Source organism: Burkholderia sp. GbtcB21, assembly GCF_019091065.1.
Classification (GTDB): Bacteria; Pseudomonadota; Gammaproteobacteria; order Burkholderiales; family Burkholderiaceae; genus Burkholderia; species Burkholderia pyrrocinia_C.
This window is the reverse complement of sequence record NZ_JAGXKA010000007.1, coordinates 1-17,350: the sequence shown is the minus strand read 5'-3', so window position 1 is coordinate 17,350 and position 17,350 is coordinate 1. Positions and strand designations below refer to the sequence as shown.

Annotated in this window: 18 protein-coding genes and 1 pseudogene; 8 read left to right on the top strand and 11 right to left on the bottom strand. The window is 63.5% G+C overall.

The features are described from left to right. Positions 1 to 23: 23 nt before the first annotated feature. From KVT39_RS17525 to KVT39_RS17515, 3 genes are all read right to left on the bottom strand, one after another. On the bottom strand, positions 24 to 473 hold the full coding sequence (locus KVT39_RS17525) for a DUF126 domain-containing protein (protein ID WP_034185084.1): 450 nt from the start codon (positions 471 to 473) through the stop codon (positions 24 to 26). Then, positions 466 to 1,713 carry an aconitase X gene (locus KVT39_RS17520; RefSeq protein ID WP_217589867.1) on the bottom strand — a complete coding sequence of 416 codons (1,248 nt, stop codon included), beginning with the start codon at positions 1,711 to 1,713 and terminating at the stop codon, positions 466 to 468. The genes KVT39_RS17525 and KVT39_RS17520 overlap by 8 nt, the downstream gene beginning before the upstream one ends. A gap of 222 nt (positions 1,714 to 1,935) precedes the next feature. Further along, entirely contained in the window at positions 1,936 to 2,364 is a 429-nt protein-coding gene (locus KVT39_RS17515) for a MarR family winged helix-turn-helix transcriptional regulator (RefSeq protein ID WP_034185082.1), read from the bottom strand. Between the two features lie 112 nt (positions 2,365 to 2,476). On the opposite strand from KVT39_RS17515, the gene KVT39_RS17510 reads away from it, so the two are divergent. The 5 genes from KVT39_RS17510 to KVT39_RS17490 all read left to right on the top strand — a co-directional run bounded on the left by KVT39_RS17510 (position 2,477) and on the right by KVT39_RS17490 (position 8,130). Further along, on the top strand, positions 2,477 to 3,397 hold the full coding sequence (locus tag KVT39_RS17510; RefSeq protein ID WP_034185081.1) for a LysR family transcriptional regulator: 921 nt from the start codon (positions 2,477 to 2,479) through the stop codon (positions 3,395 to 3,397). Positions 3,398 to 3,504: 107 nt separating this feature from the next. Continuing rightward, positions 3,505 to 3,936: a MarR family winged helix-turn-helix transcriptional regulator gene (locus KVT39_RS17505; RefSeq protein ID WP_034185080.1), complete on the top strand. Its 432-nt coding sequence runs from the start codon at positions 3,505 to 3,507 to the stop codon at positions 3,934 to 3,936. A gap of 64 nt (positions 3,937 to 4,000) precedes the next feature. Continuing rightward, the gene (locus KVT39_RS17500; protein ID WP_034185079.1) at positions 4,001 to 5,095 is read left to right on the top strand and encodes an HlyD family secretion protein; all 1,095 of its coding nucleotides are present in this window, start codon (positions 4,001 to 4,003) and stop codon (positions 5,093 to 5,095) included. 13 nt (positions 5,096 to 5,108) lie between these two features. Continuing rightward, positions 5,109 to 6,683 (top strand): DHA2 family efflux MFS transporter permease subunit, encoded by a 1,575-nt coding sequence (locus KVT39_RS17495; protein WP_217589866.1) that lies wholly within the window; start codon positions 5,109 to 5,111, stop codon positions 6,681 to 6,683. 10 nt (positions 6,684 to 6,693) lie between these two features. Further along, a complete protein-coding gene (locus tag KVT39_RS17490) occupies positions 6,694 to 8,130 on the top strand; it encodes an efflux transporter outer membrane subunit (RefSeq protein ID WP_217589865.1) in 1,437 nt (478 codons plus the stop codon). Positions 8,131 to 8,222: 92 nt separating this feature from the next. On the opposite strand, the gene yfcF is transcribed toward KVT39_RS17490, so the two are convergent. From yfcF to KVT39_RS17460, 6 genes are all read right to left on the bottom strand, one after another. Continuing rightward, complete coding sequence (gene yfcF / locus KVT39_RS17485) at positions 8,223 to 8,855, bottom strand: glutathione transferase (protein WP_217589864.1); 633 nt, start codon at positions 8,853 to 8,855, stop codon at positions 8,223 to 8,225. Between the two features lie 275 nt (positions 8,856 to 9,130). Then, positions 9,131 to 9,526, bottom strand: coding sequence for a hypothetical protein (locus tag KVT39_RS17480; protein ID WP_059704494.1), 396 nt, complete (start codon positions 9,524 to 9,526; stop codon positions 9,131 to 9,133). A gap of 87 nt (positions 9,527 to 9,613) precedes the next feature. Then, positions 9,614 to 9,868: a hypothetical protein gene (locus KVT39_RS17475; protein WP_254640548.1), complete on the bottom strand. Its 255-nt coding sequence runs from the start codon at positions 9,866 to 9,868 to the stop codon at positions 9,614 to 9,616. Between the two features lie 134 nt (positions 9,869 to 10,002). After that, entirely contained in the window at positions 10,003 to 10,743 is a 741-nt protein-coding gene (locus KVT39_RS17470; protein ID WP_217589863.1) for a hypothetical protein, read from the bottom strand. A 137-nt stretch (positions 10,744 to 10,880) separates the two neighbouring features. Next, complete coding sequence (locus KVT39_RS17465; RefSeq protein ID WP_034182181.1) at positions 10,881 to 11,258, bottom strand: RidA family protein; 378 nt, start codon at positions 11,256 to 11,258, stop codon at positions 10,881 to 10,883. 222 nt (positions 11,259 to 11,480) lie between these two features. Beyond that, positions 11,481 to 11,897: a TIGR02594 family protein gene (locus KVT39_RS17460; RefSeq protein ID WP_217589862.1), complete on the bottom strand. Its 417-nt coding sequence runs from the start codon at positions 11,895 to 11,897 to the stop codon at positions 11,481 to 11,483. A gap of 191 nt (positions 11,898 to 12,088) precedes the next feature. Between KVT39_RS17460 and KVT39_RS17455 the strand changes: the two genes are divergently transcribed. The 3 genes from KVT39_RS17455 (at position 12,089) to KVT39_RS17445 (ending at position 15,693) form a co-directional block, all read left to right on the top strand. Next, positions 12,089 to 13,000, top strand: coding sequence for a LysR substrate-binding domain-containing protein (locus KVT39_RS17455; RefSeq protein WP_217589861.1), 912 nt, complete (start codon positions 12,089 to 12,091; stop codon positions 12,998 to 13,000). A gap of 123 nt (positions 13,001 to 13,123) precedes the next feature. Further along, positions 13,124 to 14,440: an MFS transporter gene (locus KVT39_RS17450; RefSeq protein ID WP_217589860.1), complete on the top strand. Its 1,317-nt coding sequence runs from the start codon at positions 13,124 to 13,126 to the stop codon at positions 14,438 to 14,440. A gap of 11 nt (positions 14,441 to 14,451) precedes the next feature. Further along, positions 14,452 to 15,693, top strand: coding sequence for an amidohydrolase family protein (locus KVT39_RS17445; RefSeq protein ID WP_217589859.1), 1,242 nt, complete (start codon positions 14,452 to 14,454; stop codon positions 15,691 to 15,693). Positions 15,694 to 15,955: 262 nt separating this feature from the next. On the opposite strand, the gene KVT39_RS17440 is transcribed toward KVT39_RS17445, so the two are convergent. Both KVT39_RS17440 and KVT39_RS17435 read right to left on the bottom strand, forming a co-directional pair. Beyond that, positions 15,956 to 16,378, bottom strand: coding sequence for a hypothetical protein (locus tag KVT39_RS17440; RefSeq protein ID WP_254640547.1), 423 nt, complete (start codon positions 16,376 to 16,378; stop codon positions 15,956 to 15,958). 297 nt (positions 16,379 to 16,675) lie between these two features. Then, a pseudogene (locus KVT39_RS17435) lies at positions 16,676 to 17,350 on the bottom strand (IS256-like element ISBcen18 family transposase); the annotation flags it as partial.

The following is a 17,350-nucleotide window of genomic DNA, read 5'->3' as shown; positions in this document are numbered from 1 at the left end:
TCGGCTGGCTGGCGCACGACGCGTCAGTCGCCGATGTAAATCCGCGCGCCGCCATCCCCGTCGCCCGCATCGATCCGCACCTCGCCGGTTGCGGCGACGATCGCGTCATACACGTCATCGGTCACGCATACCACCGGCACCGCGATCGCATACAGCTCGGCGGCCACGATCGCGCCGATCGAGATGATCAGGTCGCGCTCCTTCAACACGATCCCGACCGGCCCCGTGCCGTTGCGCACGGCCTCCGCGAGCACGCTGCTGCTCGAGCTCGAACCCTTCGCGTGCGGCATCACCATCACCTTGCCGGCAAGACTCGCGCCGGCCTGCGGATGCCCGCGATCGACGATCTTGCCCTCACCGGAATCGTAGCCGCCCCAGAAGCTGAGCGGCTTGTCGAGCACGAACGCGCTCGCGCATGCGCTGCCCGGCACGAGCGTGTCGCCCGTCAGTACCTTGCCCGTCGCGTCAGTCATCGAATCGCACCTTTCCTTCGTACGCCGAACGCACGCATTCGCGCATGCTGCCGTATGCGACCGTCACGCCGATGTTCGCGGGCGCATACGACGCCCATTTCCCCGAGTTGGTCATCACCAGCCCCGACAGTTGCTTCATCACCGGCGTGATGTATGTGCAGGTATCGACGACGATCTGAATGCCGCGCGCGGCGAACTTGTCCGCGAGGCCGGCTTCGCCCAGCTCCCACAAGATGAAGCGGCTCGTGTTCACGTAGAAATCGCAGGCCGGCTTGCCGTCGTACGCATCGAGCAACGCATCGAGCGTGCGGAATTCGGCCAGCGAGAAATGCGGCGTGCCGAGCGCCACCGCGACAAGTGCGTCGCCGGCCGCGCCGTGGTTCAGCGTGCGGCGAATCTCGTCGAGATCGGCCATCGCGACGTCGACCGTGCGCTGCGCCGCGCGCCCGTGCAATGCGGCGTCGAGCGTCGGCGCCTCGGGCGTCACGCCGACCGCATGGAACAGCGCGACGGCCCCGCTCGATGCGGCGGCCGCGCCGAGCGCCTTGAGTTCGTCTTCGGTGGTATCCGCCGGCAGCCCGACGATCGCCGGCACGATCGCGCCCGCGATTTTGCCAACAGCCAGGCCGAGTGCAGCGAAATAGATGTCGCGCGACGGCAGGCGGCTGAAGTCCGGCGCGTTGAACACGATCCGCGCGGCGCGGTTCGCTTCGACATGCAAACCCGCATACGGCGCGCGCCCGGTGATCGCGGCGGCCAGATCGAGAAAATCGCCATACCGGCTCGTGCGTGCGCCGAGCACCGAGTTCGCGAACACGATCGCATTCGATTCGGCCCACGCGATCTGCTCGCCTTTGGCGGGACGGTTCTTCAACTGATACGGCGCGCACGTGAAGCTCGATTCGCAGCCGAGTTGCAGATGCGCATCCATCAGGCGCTGCGCATCGCGCTGGATCGTACGGTCGCCGTGGTACAGCTCGGGATGGATCAGGTCGAGCGACCCGACGTTCAACGTGGTCGGCACCGCGACCTTCGCGCCCGTGTCGACGAAATACTCGACGAAATCGAGGCTCGTCTGGCCATGATAAAGACAGCCGTCGATATGCGCGGACGTAATGTCGATCAGGTGCGGCGCCGACATTACTTCGGCCGTGCGCGCGACGATCCGCATCGCGCGGGCGACGCCGTCGCCGAAATCCCCGCGCAACATCGCGTCGTCGCGGTCGCTCAACTGCAGCATCGGTTGCTCCTCGTGACTCGTGCCGGCGGCGCCGGCGCGTGAAATCCGTCAGAGGACTCTACAACTGGAAATAAAAACTGTCCAGATCGCCATCTATCCGGACAGCTTGAAAACCAATTTTCGGTAATGGAGGCCGTGCTTCCGCGCCTCAAGCTCTACCAACGCGGTCGATGGCTCGAAATCCGCTCCAGTTCGACGCAACGCGCCAGCCACCTGCCCCGCCTAGCGCTCCGCGGTCAGACTGAACAGTTCATCACGCAGCGCCTTCGCGCGCCCCTCGCCGAACTGCGTCTCGAATTCGTCCTGCGCGGCCTGCCACGCGACCAACGCCCGCGCGAATGTGCGCTCGCCGAGCTTCGTGAGGCTCAGCGCATGCGCACGCGCATCGTGCTCGGATGCGGCCGTCGCGACAAAGCCGTCGCGCTGCAGCGGCTTCAGCGCGCGCAGCAGCGTCGTGCGATCCATCACGAGCGATTCGGCGAGTTCGCTCATCAGCAGGCCGGGCCGACGCGTCAGGTTCGCCATGATCGAGAACTGCGCGGGCGTGACGCCGACCGGGGCCAGATGGCGTTCGTACAGTTGCGTGACGAAGCGCGCCGCCTGACGCAGCGCGAGGCAGTTGCACGCTTGGGCAATCGGGTTGTCGTTCATGCTCCGCAATTTATATGTGCATATGCATAAAGTCAATGTACACTCCGCCGTAACGGAGCCGGCGGCCGGCCAGGAGTGTCCGGCGCCCCGCCATCGCGTCAAGGAGACGGACATGGACTACATCGACAAGCTGCGGATTTTCCGGTCGGTGGTCGAGATGCGCAGCTTCACGCGCGCCGCCGACATGCACGGCCTCGCGCGGCCGGTCGTGTCGCGTGCTGTTGCCGATCTGGAGGCGCGCTTCGGCAGCCGGCTGCTGCACCGGACCACGCGCCAGGTGTCGCTGACCGAAACCGCCGAGCGCATCTACGAGCGCTGCGCGGCCGTGCTCGACGAGCTCGACGCGCTCGAAGCGGACGCGCAGACGCAGACGCGCGAACCCGAGGGCCTGCTGCGACTCGTCGCGCACACGACGGCCGCGCTGAACCGGCTCGTGCCGCTGATCGCCGGCTTCAAGAGCGCGCATCCGAAGGTGCGCCTCGACGTCACGCTGACCGAGCGCCCCGTCGATCTCGTCGGCGAAGGCTACGACATCGGCATCGTCGTGCCGTACATGCTGACGAGCGAGACAACCGTCGTGCGGCTGGTCGAGCGCATTCCGGTCGTGATCGTCGCGACGCCCGCGTATCTGAGCGCGCATTCGCGCCCCGAAACGCCGGCGGACCTGGCCGATCATCCGTTCGTGCCGATATCGCCGTCGCTGCGCCGGCCCGCGCTGTCGTTCCGCGTCGACGGCGACACGCTGACCGTGCCGTACCGCTTCGACATCTCGTCGAACAGCCCCGTCTTCAACCGCGAAATGGTGATGCACGACTTCGGCATCGGCGTCGTGCCGAGAACGCTCGTCGAAGCCGAACTCGCGTCGGGCGCGCTCGTGCAGTTGCTGGAGGGCGCCGATCTCGTCGACGCGTTCGTCGAGATCAAGCTCGCGTACGCAAACCGCGCGCTGCTGCCCGCGAAGGTGAAGGCGTTCATCGACTACACGGCCGCCTATTGCGACCGCGTAGGCGGGATTGTTCCTGCGGCGGCCTGATCCGGCGCGCGAACGCGCCGGCCTGACGCCGATTGGTACAGCCACGACACCAATCTGATCCTGCTCCGCCCATCGCTTCACCCCGCGCTGCGCCCTAACATGTGCACATGCACAAGACCACGCTCACCGATGACGATTGCTTCGCGGTCCGGCAAGCCGCCCGCCGGCTCTCGCAGTTCTACGAGCGTTACCTGTCGCAGGCGGGCGTCACGCCGTCGCAATACAGCATCCTCGCGCTGCTGCGTGACCGGCCGGGTCTGACGATGGCAACGCTGTCGGCCGTGCTGGTGATCGAACGCACCGCGCTGCTGCGTGCGCTCAAGCCGCTCGTCGGCGCGGCGCTGGTGACGGGCCGGATCGAGCCGCCGTATCGCCGCCAGACGTTCGCGCTGACCGCGCACGGCGAAACGAAGGTTGCCGACGCGCACGTGCACTGGCTCGCCGCGCAGGAAGCGTTCGAGCAACGGTTCGGGCCGACCCAGGCGGCCCGCCTGAGAGACGAGCTGTTCCGGATCGCACACAACCTGCCGGAGCGCTAACCCCTTCCCCGATCGACGCGACGTCGTCGGTCGTTTTAATAAGTGCATATACATAGGTGAATCGATGGAAACGACCCAAGAAGCCGCTGCTTCCCGCGAGGCAGCCACAATCGACCGGCCCGCGAAGCAGCGGCGCCGCGTGCCGTGGATGCGCATCGCGGTGATCGCCGTCGTCGTCGTGGTGGCCGCGGCCGCGCTCGACTGGCTGTTCGTGCTGCGCTTCCAGGAGAGCACCGACGACGCGTATGTCGGCGGCGACGTGACGGTGCTCGCGCCGAAGGTCAACGGCTTCGTCGACCGGATTCTCGTGACCGACAACCAGCGCGTGAAGGCCGGCGACGTGCTCGTGCAGCTCGATGCGCGCGACTACGATGCGAAGCTCGCGCAGGCCAGCGCCGAAGTCGACAGCGCGCGCTCCGCCGTGACCGAACTCGAAGCGAAGCAGCAACTGCAATTCGCGGTGATCGGCCAGCACGCGGCGGACAAGAACGCGTCGTCGGCCGAGCTGACGCGCGCCGCATCGGACCGCGTGCGCTACCGCGAGCTCGTCAAATCCGATGCCGTGTCGAACCAGATCGTCGAACGCGCGGACGCCGATTATTCGAAGGCCGGCGCGGCCGTCGAACGCAGCGACGCCGCGCTGCTCGCCTCGAAGCGGCAACTCGACGTGCTCGGCGCGCAGCTCGCCGATGCGCGGGCCCGCGTGAACACCGCGCTCGCCGCGCAGCGCGTTGCGGCACTCAACGTCGAATACACGACGATCCGCTCGCCGGTCGACGGTTACGTCGGCAACCGCACCGGCCGCGTCGGGATGCTCGCGAACGTCGGCGTGCCGCTGCTGACGGTCGTGCCGGCTTCCGGGCTGTGGATCGACGCGAACTTCAAGGAAGACCAGCTTCGCAAGATGCGCGCGGGCGATCGCGTCGACGTGTCGCTCGATGCGTCGAGCACGCGCCTGCACGGCCGCGTCGACAGCGTCGCGCCCGCGACCGGCGCGACCTTCAGCGTGCTGCCGCCCGAGAACGCGACCGGCAACTTCACGAAGATCGTCCAGCGCGTGCCCGTGCGCGTGCATCTCGATCCGCAGCCCGGCATCGAGCAGGTGCTGCGCCCCGGCCTTTCCGCGGTCGTGACCGTGCATACCGATCACAAGAACTGAGCGGGAGCCGACGATGACCACCACGTTTTCCGGCGACCCCGCGTCGCAACCGATCAGGCAGCGCGTCTTCGCGTTCGCGCTGATGTGCGTCGGCTTCTTCATGGCGACACTCGACATCCAGATCGTCGCGTCGTCGCTGCGCGACATCGGCGGCGGGCTGTCCGCGAGCCAGGACGAGCTGTCGTGGGTGCAGACGGCCTACCTGATCGCCGAGATCATCGTGATCCCGATGTCGGGCTGGCTGTCGAAGGTGATGTCGACGCGCTGGCTGTTCGTCGTATCGGCCGTCGGCTTCACGATCACGAGCATGCTGTGCGGGCTCGCGTGGGACATCAACTCGATGATCCTATTTCGCGGGCTGCAGGGCGCGCTCGGCGCCGCGATGATCCCGACCGTGTTCACCACCGCGTTCGTGCTGTTTCCCGGCAAGCAGCGGCTGATCGCGTCGACGACCATCGGCGCGCTCGCGTCGCTCGCGCCGGCGATCGGCCCCGTGATCGGCGGCTGGATCACCGACCAATGGTCGTGGCACTGGCTGTTCTACCTGAACCTCGTGCCGGGCATCGCGGTGGCCGCGCTTGTGCCGCGCTACGTGCACATCGACGAACCCGACCTGAGTCTCATCAAGCGCGGCGACTATCTCGGCATCGCGCTGATGTCGGGCTTCCTCGGCTGCCTCGAATACGTGCTGGAAGAAGGCCCGCGCAAGAACTGGTTCGGCGACGATGCGATCGTCATCTGCGCATGGATCTCCGGCATCTGCGGCTTCCTGTTCATCGTGCATGCGCTGACCGCGGAAGATCCGATCGTCGACCTGCGCGCGCTCGCCGTGCGCAACTTCGGGATCGGCAGCCTGCTGTCGTTCGTGACCGGCATCGGGATCTTCGTGACCGTGTTCCTGACGCCGCTGTTTCTTGCGCAGGTGCGCGCGTTCAGTTCGCTGCAGATCGGCCTGGCGCTGCTGTCGGTCGGCGCGTTCCAGTTGCTCGCGCTTGGCGTGTATGCGTTCGCCGCGCGCTACTTCAGCATGCGTGCGCTGCTCGTGTTCGGGCTGATCTGCTTCGGCCTCGGCTGCTACCTGTACACGCCGATCACGCACGACTGGGGCTGGCGGGAACTGCTGCTGCCGCAGGCGCTGCGCGGCATCGGCCAGCAGTTCAGCGTGCCGCCGATCGTGACGATGGCGCTCGGCTCGCTGCCGCAATCGCGGCTGAAATCGGCGAGCGGGCTGTTCAACCTGATGCGCAATCTCGGCGGTGCGATCGGCATCGCGGTGAGCGCGACGATGCTCAACGACCGGCTGAACTTCCACTACCTGCGCCTGAACGAGCATGTGAGCGCAGGCGAGCCGCAGATCGCGTCGCTGCTCGACCATCAGGCCGCGTACTGGACGGCTGTTGCGGGCAATACGCTGAATACCGCGCAGGCCGGGCTCTCGAACCTGCATCGGCTGATTTATCGCGAAGCGCTGACGCTCACCTACGCGGATGCGTACTACGCGCTGTCGCTGTGTTTCGTTGTCGCGCTGCTTGCCGTCGTGTTTTCCAAACCCATTACTTTGAACGCGCCGCCGCCGGACGCGCACTGAGATCTTCATCATGAAAAAGCTACTCGTCGCCGTTGCCGTCAGCGTGTTCGCCGCAGGGTGTGCGGTGCAGCCCGCGCAGCATCCGGCGCTTAACGAATCCGTTCAGACGCTCGCGCCCACCGCATGGGATACCGACGTGCCGCGCGCGGACATCGATGCCGCCGCATGGTGGGCGCAATTCCACGATCCCGTGCTCGACCGGCTGATCGCAACCGTGCTCGACGGCAACCTCGATCTGCAGGCCGCCGCCGAACGCGTGAAGCAGGCGCAGGCGCTGACCGTGCAGAAGCGCGCGGCGCTGCTGCCCGAGCTCGACGCAACCGCGCATGCGTCCGACGCTCGGCAGAACACGCCGCCGCCGCTCGGCTATGTGCGGCAGGCCGGCGTTGGACTTGCGCTGAGCTGGTCGCCCGATGTGTTCGGCGGCGAACGGCTCGATCTGCTCGCCGCGCAGGCCGAACTCGTCGGGCAGAAACATGCGGAAGATGCGATGCGGCTCGCGCTCGCGGCCGATGCGGCATCCGCGTATGTCGATCTGCGCTGGGCGCAGCAGGAACTGAAGATCCTGCAGGACAACGCGAAGATCCGGCAGCACGCGCTCGAACTCACGCGCAAGCGGCAGGCGTACGGGCTGTCGACGGAACTCGACGTCACGCGCGCGCAGAACCAGCTCGATGCGCTCGAAGCGCGGATTCCGCCGACGCAGGCGCAGATTTCGCATCAGCTCAATCTGATTGCCGTGTATTCGGGGCGGACGCCGGAATCGGTCGATCGGCTGGTGTTGGCGCAGGCTGGCGAGATTCCTGCGCCGCCGGTTGGTGCGCCGGGGACGTTGCCTTCGCAGGCGTTGTTGCGGCGGCCTGATGTGTTGACTGCTTATGCGCAGGTGGAGCGGCGTGCGGCGCAAGTGGGGGTTGCGAAGGCCGAGCGGTATCCGAAGTTTTCGCTGAATTTGGCGGACGGGATTCTGGCGGCGTCGTATCTCGGGTTGCCTACGTTGACCGACAACCTGTTCAGCGCGGCGTTGAGTGCGACGAGCCCGATCTTCAACGCGGGGCGTATTACGGCCGATATCTCGCAGAGCGAAAGCAGGATGCGCGAGTCGGAACTCGGGTTAAGGCAGACGATGCTGCAGGCGTTGAGGGAAGTCGAGGATTCGCGTGCGAATCTCGTCAGTTCCGATGAGGCGACGCGGAAGCTCGATAGCGCGCTTTCTGCGTCGGATAAGGCGCTCGGGTTGGCGAATCAGCTCTATAAGGGGGGCGCGACGGATTTTCTCGACGTGCTGTCAGCGCAGGAGGTTTATCTAAGGGACTCGGATTCGCTCAATCAGGTCAAGCGTGAGCATGCGCTGGCGGCGGTTGCGCTTTATCGGTCGCTTGGGGGTGGGTGGAGCAGGAATGAGGCGGCGGGTGGGACGGAGACAGAGGCTGTCGCGAAGAATTGAAGCCGGTGCCTGATGCGGGTGCAGGCCGCGTCGGCAGCCTGCACCTTTACGCAAGCAAGGCCGCCCGGCTCCACCGCTGCGGCCTGTTCAAGTTACAGCGGCGGTCGCTTCAACTTCACCCAACGCTGCACCGACGGCCGCTCCCACTGCGCACGCGCATAGTCGGCGAGGCGCTGCGGCACCGGATCGTCATTCAGCACCAGACGGTTCAGCATCACCGCCAGATCGACATCGGCAATGCTCCATTCGCCGCACAGGTTTGCCGCGCCCGGCGCGAGCAGCTTGTCGGCGGCCGCGAACAGCTTCTGCGCGGCAGCCTGCGCCAGACTCGACAGCGGCTCGCTCGTCGGGCCGTAGAACAGCACTTCGGTCGACCGCTCCGTGCGGATCGGCATCAGGTCGCTGCGCAACCACGCCTGCACCTGACGTGCCCGCGCGCGCTGGCGCGGATCGACCGGATAGAGCCGCGTGCCCGGGAAGGTCTCGTCGAGATACTCGGTGATCGCCGACGATTCCGACAGCGCGAAATCGTCGTGCACGAGCGTCGGCACGCGTTGCGTCAGCGACGTCGCCGCATAGTCCGGCGCGAAATGCGCGCGGTTGCCGAGATCGACGGTCACCAGTTCGTAAGGCAGTGCTTTTTCCTCAAGGGCGACGAAAACCGACATCGCGTAAGGGCTCGTGTATTGCGCATCCGCGTAGAGACGGAGATTACCGGTTTGCACTGCTGGCTCCTTGTGGGGGTGGAGGTCGGCGACTGCGGTGCGGTCCGCCGACGGGCTCCGGGTGGATCAATGCGGTGTGTGCGACAGATTAGCAGTGGCGGGAAAGGCGGTGCTGGTGGTTTCGTGTCCGTTGTGGCCGTTTGGTCATACTGCGCGTAAGTCGACACCCGATCTCTCAGTCAGTGTCAGATCAGATCCGAGCTCGATTGGCCGTCGCTTCATCGAGGGCCGTGATCGGCCCGGAGCGGTCATCCGACTGGACCGATTGCGGACACTCAAGGACGTTGCTTCGATTGACCAAACCAGCGATTCCAGAGATTCGAATCTTCCTTGCCTATCTCAAAGATACGCTCACGAATTTTCGTACCAATTCCATCGTGAAGATCCAAGTGTAATTTCACAGATTTAAATACGCCTTTCAGATCCACGTCATTCGCGTGACAGAGTTCGGTGAATTCTTCGATCGCTTGATGGTACTTAACTTCGGAGACGGCAATAAATCTAACCTCTGTGGCCGCCTGTTTTCTGGCGGCGTACCAATCCATCACGATTTCCTTCCATTCGCGCATTTCCTGAATCAGATCGTCTGGATTAGTCAGCTCCATGGAAAGCACGATCATGAACAAGTCTTCCTGCAGCTCGCTTTTCTTCACAGCTTCTTTGTATTGCATAGGAGATGCCTGTCGACCCTCAAAGTAGTATTGGCCTGGTGAGACGGTTCCTGAGCACGTTGGTTACCGACCAGGGCAGCTTGCCGCTCAGCTTGATTGAAGATTGGCTACGCAATCGTGGATTGCCTGCGCGACCTGGGGATTGGACGAATTCAGGCCGACACGCGCGAGCGAGAGCAACAATTGCTCGACGCCTTCAACAACCCCGACTATGCGCCCGTTTTCCACGGGATCGCCAGAGCTAGCTAGTGCTTCCGGCAAGTTGGATTCAATACTTGCGATTCCGTCCTCAACCCGGAGGTCGATTCCGAACGGCAGCAAAAACGCTCGATTCTTATCCATTCTTCCGATCTCGTCCTGGTCGAAAGCCGCATTGTCAACGATCCAGGAGGCGAAGTCGAACGTCCGCTTCTGGCCGGCAGGCGACGGCGAGATCGATGCAGCCGACCAGGTGGGATCGTGATTAGTCCTGGCGATTAGTCAGCTCGGTGCCACCGACCTGACTCGTCACACACGCGAACTCTTTCATCGTTCAGCCGGACTTGCTCCTCATTTACCTTCAGCGAGGTCGAAAGATCAATGTCAAAGGCGACATTGAGCGCCTGCCTGACATGGATAGCCTCAACGGGAAGCTCCCAGGTCAGGAATAGCTGAGTGCAATCCTGGTCGGGCGGGAAGTCGTCCACATCAAAACCGCTGCTGCCGCGCCGAATGACGCCATGAGACTGGCAGGTATCGAATATCAGAACCGAACCCCGGGTCAGGGGGATTCGAAGACCCAACGACGGAAAGTGTACGTCCTGACCCTTATCCTCGCTCAGGAAGAGATTGCAGAAGGCCGCGCCGCCATACTGCTCTCCGTCGTGGTGATACCTCGCGCCGCGGCAAGCCATGAGAGCGACGTCACTGGAGGCAAGTACTCCGGGCAGTCCAAGCTTGCTCGCCCAATCAGCCACTGCCTGCACGCAGTGCGAGTAGTCCGGCCAGCGCGCTCGTGCTCGTGCCAGAGGTAACGCCTCAACATCCCCAGGTTCCAGGGTCATGCGGGACGAAATCTCCCTAGCCCAATCCGCGAGCAGACGCGCCGGCGGCTCCGGCACGTCGACCGTGCCCGACAGCACGATGTCACTTACGCGCCGACTGCGGATGGCGTCGCCGCTCCAGAAATAGGAGGTGAGGACGTTTTGGGGCTGGGGTTGCAGGGAAGGGTAGCTCATTTGTCGCAGTGTAAACCGGCTACCTTGGTCGCCGTGCCATCTCGCGCCAGCGAATGGCGCTTCCCGGACCCGAAACAGTCAGTCGCCTGGAGCGGGAGCGGACGCTCAAGGGTGCGCATGACCCCGCCGTGCTGGGGTCAAGGCTTATAAGCAATGGCCTCGATTTCTACCTTGGTGCCGACCATGTTTGTCGCCTGTACTGTCGAACGTGACGGTTTGTTCTCGCGGAAGAACTCTCCGTAAACGCGATTGAATTCATCGAAGTCGCGAGCGTCTTCAAGCCAGACGGTTGTCTTCACGACGTCCTCGAGCGTGCAACCCGCGAGCGCGAGTACATGAGCGACGTTCTTCAACGTCTGACGTGTGTGAGCTTCTATCCCGCCAGCGATGATGCTGCCGTCTTCGTCTCTGGCTACCTGACCGGATACAAACACAAAATCGCCAGCTTTCGTCGCTAGTGAGCGTGGCAGGGTTCGTGTGCCCGGATTGCTCTCTGCAAAGTTCTCAATCGTCATTTGAGTCACCTCCGCAAACCAGTGTGCCCCTGCGACCGCCGATGATCAAGGAGCGCATCGCTGAAAAACCTCCGCCGCCCTTTCTATACCCCACGCTCTGCAGTCGAACCATTTCTCCTGAAATCCTGCGAGCGTCCGGTGACGGGGCCAAGTTCACTTGCGTCCGCTCCTGGCCGAACTGAGTCAGACGATCTGACGCTGCCTGTTTGGTCTAGTCTAGCCTTATACACATACTGCGTCGGGCCAGCGGTAGCCGATCACTTCGTTCAACGGATACGCGAGTTCGCGCACTTCTTCCAACTGGTTGCCGCCGAACAGATGCACGTGCTCGTCGTCGTGATGCAGGTAGAAACCGACGTGCCCTTTCCAGCTAGCGGGATCATCGCGCGTCAGGATGGCGATGCAGCCGTAAACCGGGCGTTCCAGCGGCCGGCCCCATTCGAGCCATGAGCGCGCGAGCGCCGATCCCGTGCCGCGAAACCCGGCGTGTGTCATGCACCAGTTGACGAATGACGAGCACCAGGAAATTTTGTCGTCGTAGCCGACCAGGTTCGTCTGGTTGTTGTATTCGACGATGCGCGGATTGATGCTGCCCGGCGGGTGGCGGCGGATGCCGAGTTCGGCCAGGGCGACGGACATCCAGGGCGGGTGGCCGGCTTTCGGTTTGCTCTCAGGGTTTGATAGGGTCACGTCGGTCTCGGGCGAGTGTCGGTGTGATTTCGCTCAATCTTCGCATGAATATAGCGAGTCTACAGCGCCCTTTCCGGCTTGCGATTTTCCTTCGGTCCACCCGTATCATGTCGGCAGCGCCCTCGACTCCCCTGCCCGCCATGCGCATCACGCCCCTCCCGCCCCTTCAGTGCCTCGTCGCGTTCGAAGCCGCCGTGCGGCACGCGAGCTTCACGAAAGCCGCCGCCGAACTGCATCTGACCCAAAGCGCGATCAGCCGCCAGATCCAGCAGCTCGAGGAATTCCTCGGCCGCTCGCTGTTCGTCCGCGAGCATCGTTCGTTGCGGCTGACGATCGCAGGCGAGCAATACGCGACACAGGTCCACCACCTGCTCACACAGTGTGCGGAAGCCACGCAAGATGTGATGAAGCCGTACGGCGATCTCGAACTGACGATCGCGTGCTCGTCCGGCGTCGCGCTGCTATGGCTTACGCCTCGGCTGCCGGACTTTCGCACCGCGTATCCGAACATCAAGCTGCGCCTGATCGTGCGCGATGCTCTTGCGTCGATGTCGCCTGCGGAATTCGACGTCGGCGTCTACTACGTGCGCCAGCAAGCGCCGGCCGAATACACCGCGCGCCGGCTGTTCGACGAAGAAGTGTTTCCCGTCTGCGCGCCGGGCTATCTGGCCGGCCGCACGCTCGACGCGGCCGATCTCGCGAACGAGACGCTATTGCGCCTCGAGGACGGGCAGCGCCAATGGATGTCCTGGTCCGAATGGTTCGACATGAACGACGTCGACCGACAGAAGGCGCAGCCGCAGGACATCACGATCAACTCCTATCCGCAGATCGTGCAGATGACCATTCTCGGCCAGGGCGTGTCGCTCGGCTGGCGCTACATGATCGACGCATGCATCGAGGCGGGCCTGCTCGTGCGCGTGACGGAAGCGTCCGCGAGCCACGGCGGCGGCTATTACGTGATCTCGCCCAACGACCGCGCGCAGAACCAGGCCGCACGCCTGTTCACGCGCTGGCTGTTCGAACAGGCGGAGAAGCAGACCGCGCCCTGAGCGCGATGCATGCGCGCAGCGCATGCGTGCATGCGAATCTTTCGTTTCAGAAAAAAATCCGGCTGTCCTTAGCATGGGATTCACGCGGGGCAGCCGTCCCGTCTTCTGACAAAGGAAGAGACCATGCAAGGAACGCTTTCCCCACGCGCCGCGCCTTCCGTCGATGTGGCAGTGCAGCAGCGTCGCCGCGCCATCGTCGCGACCGTGATCGGCAACGGCCTCGAATGGTTCGACTTCACCGTCTACAGCTTCTTCGCGGTGATCATCGCGAAGCTGTTCTTCCCGACCGGCAACGAACTGACGTCCGTGCTGCTCACCGTCGCGACGTTCGGCGTCGGCTTCTTCATGCGGCCGGTGGGTGGCATCGTGCTCGGCGTCTATGCCGACAAGGTCGGACGCAAGGCCGCGCTGTCGCTCACCATCCTGCTGATGGCCGCCGGCACCGCGCTCATCGGGATCGCGCCGACCTACGAACAGGCCGGCATCGCCGCGCCGCTGCTGATCGTCGTCGCGCGGCTGCTGCAAGGCTTCTCGGCCGGCGGCGAGATGGGTGGCGCCACCGCGTTCCTCACCGAATACGCGCCGCCGGAGAAGCGCGCTTATTACTCGAGCTGGATCCAGTCGAGCATCGGCTTCGCGGTGCTGCTTGGTGCGGCGACGGGCACGTTCGTCACGACGTCGCTCGACGCGCAGGCGCTGCATAGCTGGGGCTGGCGTCTGCCGTTCCTGCTCGGGATCATCGTCGGGCCGGTCGGTTACTTCATCCGCAGCCATATCGACGAGACACCGGCGTTCAGTGCCGTCGAAGCGCAGGCGAAGGAAAGCTCGCCGCTGAAGGAAGTGTTGTCCACCTACCCGCGCGAGACGTTCGCGAGCTTTTCGATGGTCATCCTGTGGACCGTCTGTACCTATGTGCTGCTCTTCTACATGCCGACTTATTCCGTGCGCACGCTGCATCTGCCGCAGTCGACCGGGTTTGCGGCCGGGATGGTTGGTGGCCTGATGATCATGTGCTGCTCGCCGATCGTCGGCAGGCTCGCCGACGCGTGGGGACGGCGCGTGTTCCTGTCCGGTTCGGCGCTCGCGATCCTCGTGCTCGCTTGGCCGATGTTCGCGTGGATCAACCATGCGCCAGGGTTCACGTCGCTGATCGTGTTCCAGGCCGTGTTCGGCGTGCTGATTGCGACCTATACGGGGCCGATCCTCGCGGCGTTCGCGGAGTTGTTTCCGACCAAGGTGCTGTCGACAGGGCTTTCCGTTGCGTACAACTTCGCGGTCACGATCTTTGGTGGTTTCGCGCCGTTCCTGATTACCTGGCTTATCGCACGCACGGGCAGCAACATGGCGCCCGCCTTCTACGTGATCCTCGCGGCGGCAGTCAGTTTCGTCGGGACGCGGTTCGTGAAGGATGCGAAGCGTGGTGCCTCCATGACTCGATAAGGAATTTTTCCATGACCATTACCGTGCTTCAAGGCGGCAACGTGCTCGACCTCGAACGAGGCGTGTTGCTCGAACATCATCATGTCGTGATCGAAGGCGAGCGGATTGTCGAAGTCACCGATCGGCCGGTGGATTTGCCGAATGCCCGGGTGGTCGATGTGCGCGGCAAAACCGTAATGCCGGGGTTTATCGATTGCCACGTGCACGTGCTGGCTTCGAATGCAAATCTTGGTGCGAATGCGACGCAGCCGAATATTCTCGCGGCGATTCGGTCGCTGCCGATTCTCGATGCGATGTTGGCGCGTGGGTTTACCAGCGTGCGGGATGCCGGGGGCGCGGATTGGAGTTTGATGCAGGCGGTCGAGACGGGGCTGGTTTCAGGGCCACGGATTTTTCCGTCGGGGAAGGCTTTGTCGCAGACCGGCGGGCATGGGGATTTTCGGCCTCGGGGCGATTTGCTGGAGCCCTGCTCTTGCTGTTTTAGGACGGGGGCGATTGCGCGGGTGGTGGATGGCGTTGAAGGTGTGCGGCTCGCCGTGCGCGAAGAGATTCAGAAAGGTGCAACGCAGATCAAGATCATGGCTTCTGGTGGCGTTGCTTCGCCGACTGATCCGATTGCGAACACGCAGTATTCGGAGGATGAGATTCGGGCCATCGTCGATGAGGCCGAGGCGGCGAATACTTATGTGATGGCGCATGCGTATACGGGGCGGGCAATTGCGCGGGCTGTGCGATGCGGGGTAAGGACGATCGAGCACGGGAATCTCGTGGACGAAGCGGCCGCGAAGCTCATGCATGAGCATGGGGCGTTCGTGGTGCCTACGCTTGTTACTTATGACGCGCTTGCCAAACATGGGGCGGAGTTCGGGATGCCGGCGGACTCCGTGGCGAAGGTGGCTTCCGTGCAGCAGAAAGGACGCGAGTCGCTGGAGATCTATGCGAAGGCCGGCGTGAAGATGGGGTTCGGGTCGGACCTGCTCGGTGAAATGCACGCGTTTCAGTGCGGCGAGTTTCGGATTCGGGCGGAAGTGCTCGGGAATCTGGAAGCGCTCAGGTCTGCGACGACGGTGGCGGCAGAGATCGTCAACATGACGGGGCAACTGGGCGTCGTGGCCGCTGGTGCGATCGCCGACATGGTTGTGCTCGACGGAAACCCGCTCGCCGATATCGGCGTCGTGGCCGGTGAAGGCGAGCAAGTCGCGTATGTGCTGCAGCGCGGCCGGATCGTGAAGGCGCGAGACTGTGGGCGTTGATGCGTCGTTGGCGAATGCACGCGGACATTCGGGCCGTCACTCGAATCCTGATACCTCCGAGTGAATCGAATCCCTCCGATTGTTTCGGCACGCGCGGTGCCGCCTCACGGCCGTTGCGGCCGTGACAGTTGTTGAAGTTGGCTGTGGGCGCACATCGCGACATGCCCAGCGATGGCCAGGGCGATATCGCCCCGGCGGTCAGTCGCGTTCGTGCAAAACCAGTAATCCGCCCGCAAGAGCCGCATAAAGCGGCCCTTGCTTGTTATGCCGGCGTGTCTTCCGGTTCTGGGTCGTGGTAAGGCTGCTCTCGCAGCGCTAGCTGGCTGTAGTCCGGCGAGATCGTGATTTTCCGGGTGACGTAGTTGACGTCGAGGTAGATGCGGTCGCCCGGTTTGAATCCAAAGATCTTGAAATCCAGATCGATTGCCTTCATCCATGGCAGGTAAGGCCAGCCGCGCTTGGGTAGGTCCGGGTAGTTGCGGAGGACCAGCTCAAACGTCTTTTTCATATCGACCGGTTTGTTCTTCCTGCGACGTGTCTTACTATTGGCGTCAGCCATTTCCGACTCCTCGTACGAGTTGGTGGTGGTCAGCGGGTCGTATGGGTTGCCGCCCATGCGGCCCGCGCTTCTTGTTGCCGTGGGTTTCCCTTCTCTTCTCCCCCGTCGCTGCGTCTTGTTGAGCAAGACGGACTTTTTCGACCATCGGGGCGAAGGGTTCTGCGGACTACTCCCGATGGGCGAGAAGCAAGGCTTCATGACCAGTGTAGTCGCGCTGGCGTCTCAGAAATGGGGAGTTAGGGGAGATTGGCCGTTTGGTAGACGGGTGGGTGCGGTACCAGACCGACGCTGCGAGCAAATTTTTGATGTGCGGTGGACTAGACTAAATCTGACAGTGGTTGGTTTTTCATGCTGGCGCGCATTGGCGCGAAGGGCGTAGCGAACCTGTCCGCATTTTTGTGGGCGAGGCGGTTGAACAACGCGTTATCCACGCGCCTGGGTGAATCGTTCACCGAACAGGATAGCAAACTGGTTCATTGCTGATTTCCAGTCGAACGCTGCCCGCACGGTCTTGGCCAGCACGTTGCGCAGCGCCAGCCAGAGCAGCTTGATGGCCGCCTCGTCATTCGGGAAGTGACCACGTGTCTTGATGATCTTGCGCAACTGCATGTTCAAACTTTCTATGGCGTTCGTGGTGTACACGACCCGTCGAATCTCCGGCGGGAACACGTAGAACGGCACGACGTGCTCCCACGCGCGTTGCCACGACTGCACGATCGTCGGATACTTCGCGCCCCAAGGTCCATCGGCGAAGTCTTGCAGCGCTTGCCTTGCTGCCTCTTCGCTGGCAGCCGCGTAGATCGGGCGCAGCGCCGTGGCGAGTACCTTGCGGTCCTTGTAGCTGGCGTATTCGAGGCTGTTGCGGATCAGATGCACGATGCAGGTCTGAACGGTGGTCCGCGGATAGGCCGCGCTGATGGCTTCGGTTAGCCCCTTCAGACCATCGACCACGGCGATCAGGATGTCCTGGCAGCCGCGCGTCTTGAGTTCGTTGAACACCTTGAGCCAGAACTTGGCGCCCTCGGTCTGCTCGATCCAGAGGCCCAGCACATCGCGCTGGCCATCGGCCTGGATGCCCAAGGCCAGATAGACGGCCTT

Coding starts and splice junctions, on each gene's coding strand:
- KVT39_RS17510 (WP_034185081.1), top strand. CDS start 2,477: ATGGACTACATCGACAAGCTGCGGATTTTCCGGTCGGTGGTCGAGATG.
- KVT39_RS17505 (WP_034185080.1), top strand. CDS start 3,505: ATGCACAAGACCACGCTCACCGATGACGATTGCTTCGCGGTCCGGCAA.
- KVT39_RS17450 (WP_217589860.1), top strand. CDS start 13,124: ATGCAAGGAACGCTTTCCCCACGCGCCGCGCCTTCCGTCGATGTGGCA.
- KVT39_RS17515 (WP_034185082.1), bottom strand. CDS start 2,364: ATGAACGACAACCCGATTGCCCAAGCGTGCAACTGCCTCGCGCTGCGT.
- KVT39_RS17500 (WP_034185079.1), top strand. CDS start 4,001: ATGGAAACGACCCAAGAAGCCGCTGCTTCCCGCGAGGCAGCCACAATC.
- KVT39_RS17525 (WP_034185084.1), bottom strand. CDS start 473: ATGACTGACGCGACGGGCAAGGTACTGACGGGCGACACGCTCGTGCCG.
- KVT39_RS17445 (WP_217589859.1), top strand. CDS start 14,452: ATGACCATTACCGTGCTTCAAGGCGGCAACGTGCTCGACCTCGAACGA.
- KVT39_RS17475 (WP_254640548.1), bottom strand. CDS start 9,868: ATGGATAAGAATCGAGCGTTTTTGCTGCCGTTCGGAATCGACCTCCGG.
- KVT39_RS17460 (WP_217589862.1), bottom strand. CDS start 11,897: ATGTCCGTCGCCCTGGCCGAACTCGGCATCCGCCGCCACCCGCCGGGC.
- KVT39_RS17465 (WP_034182181.1), bottom strand. CDS start 11,258: ATGACGATTGAGAACTTTGCAGAGAGCAATCCGGGCACACGAACCCTG.
- KVT39_RS17520 (WP_217589867.1), bottom strand. CDS start 1,713: ATGCTGCAGTTGAGCGACCGCGACGACGCGATGTTGCGCGGGGATTTC.
- KVT39_RS17455 (WP_217589861.1), top strand. CDS start 12,089: ATGCGCATCACGCCCCTCCCGCCCCTTCAGTGCCTCGTCGCGTTCGAA.
- KVT39_RS17470 (WP_217589863.1), bottom strand. CDS start 10,743: ATGAGCTACCCTTCCCTGCAACCCCAGCCCCAAAACGTCCTCACCTCC.
- KVT39_RS17495 (WP_217589866.1), top strand. CDS start 5,109: ATGACCACCACGTTTTCCGGCGACCCCGCGTCGCAACCGATCAGGCAG.
- KVT39_RS17480 (WP_059704494.1), bottom strand. CDS start 9,526: ATGCAATACAAAGAAGCTGTGAAGAAAAGCGAGCTGCAGGAAGACTTG.
- KVT39_RS17490 (WP_217589865.1), top strand. CDS start 6,694: ATGAAAAAGCTACTCGTCGCCGTTGCCGTCAGCGTGTTCGCCGCAGGG.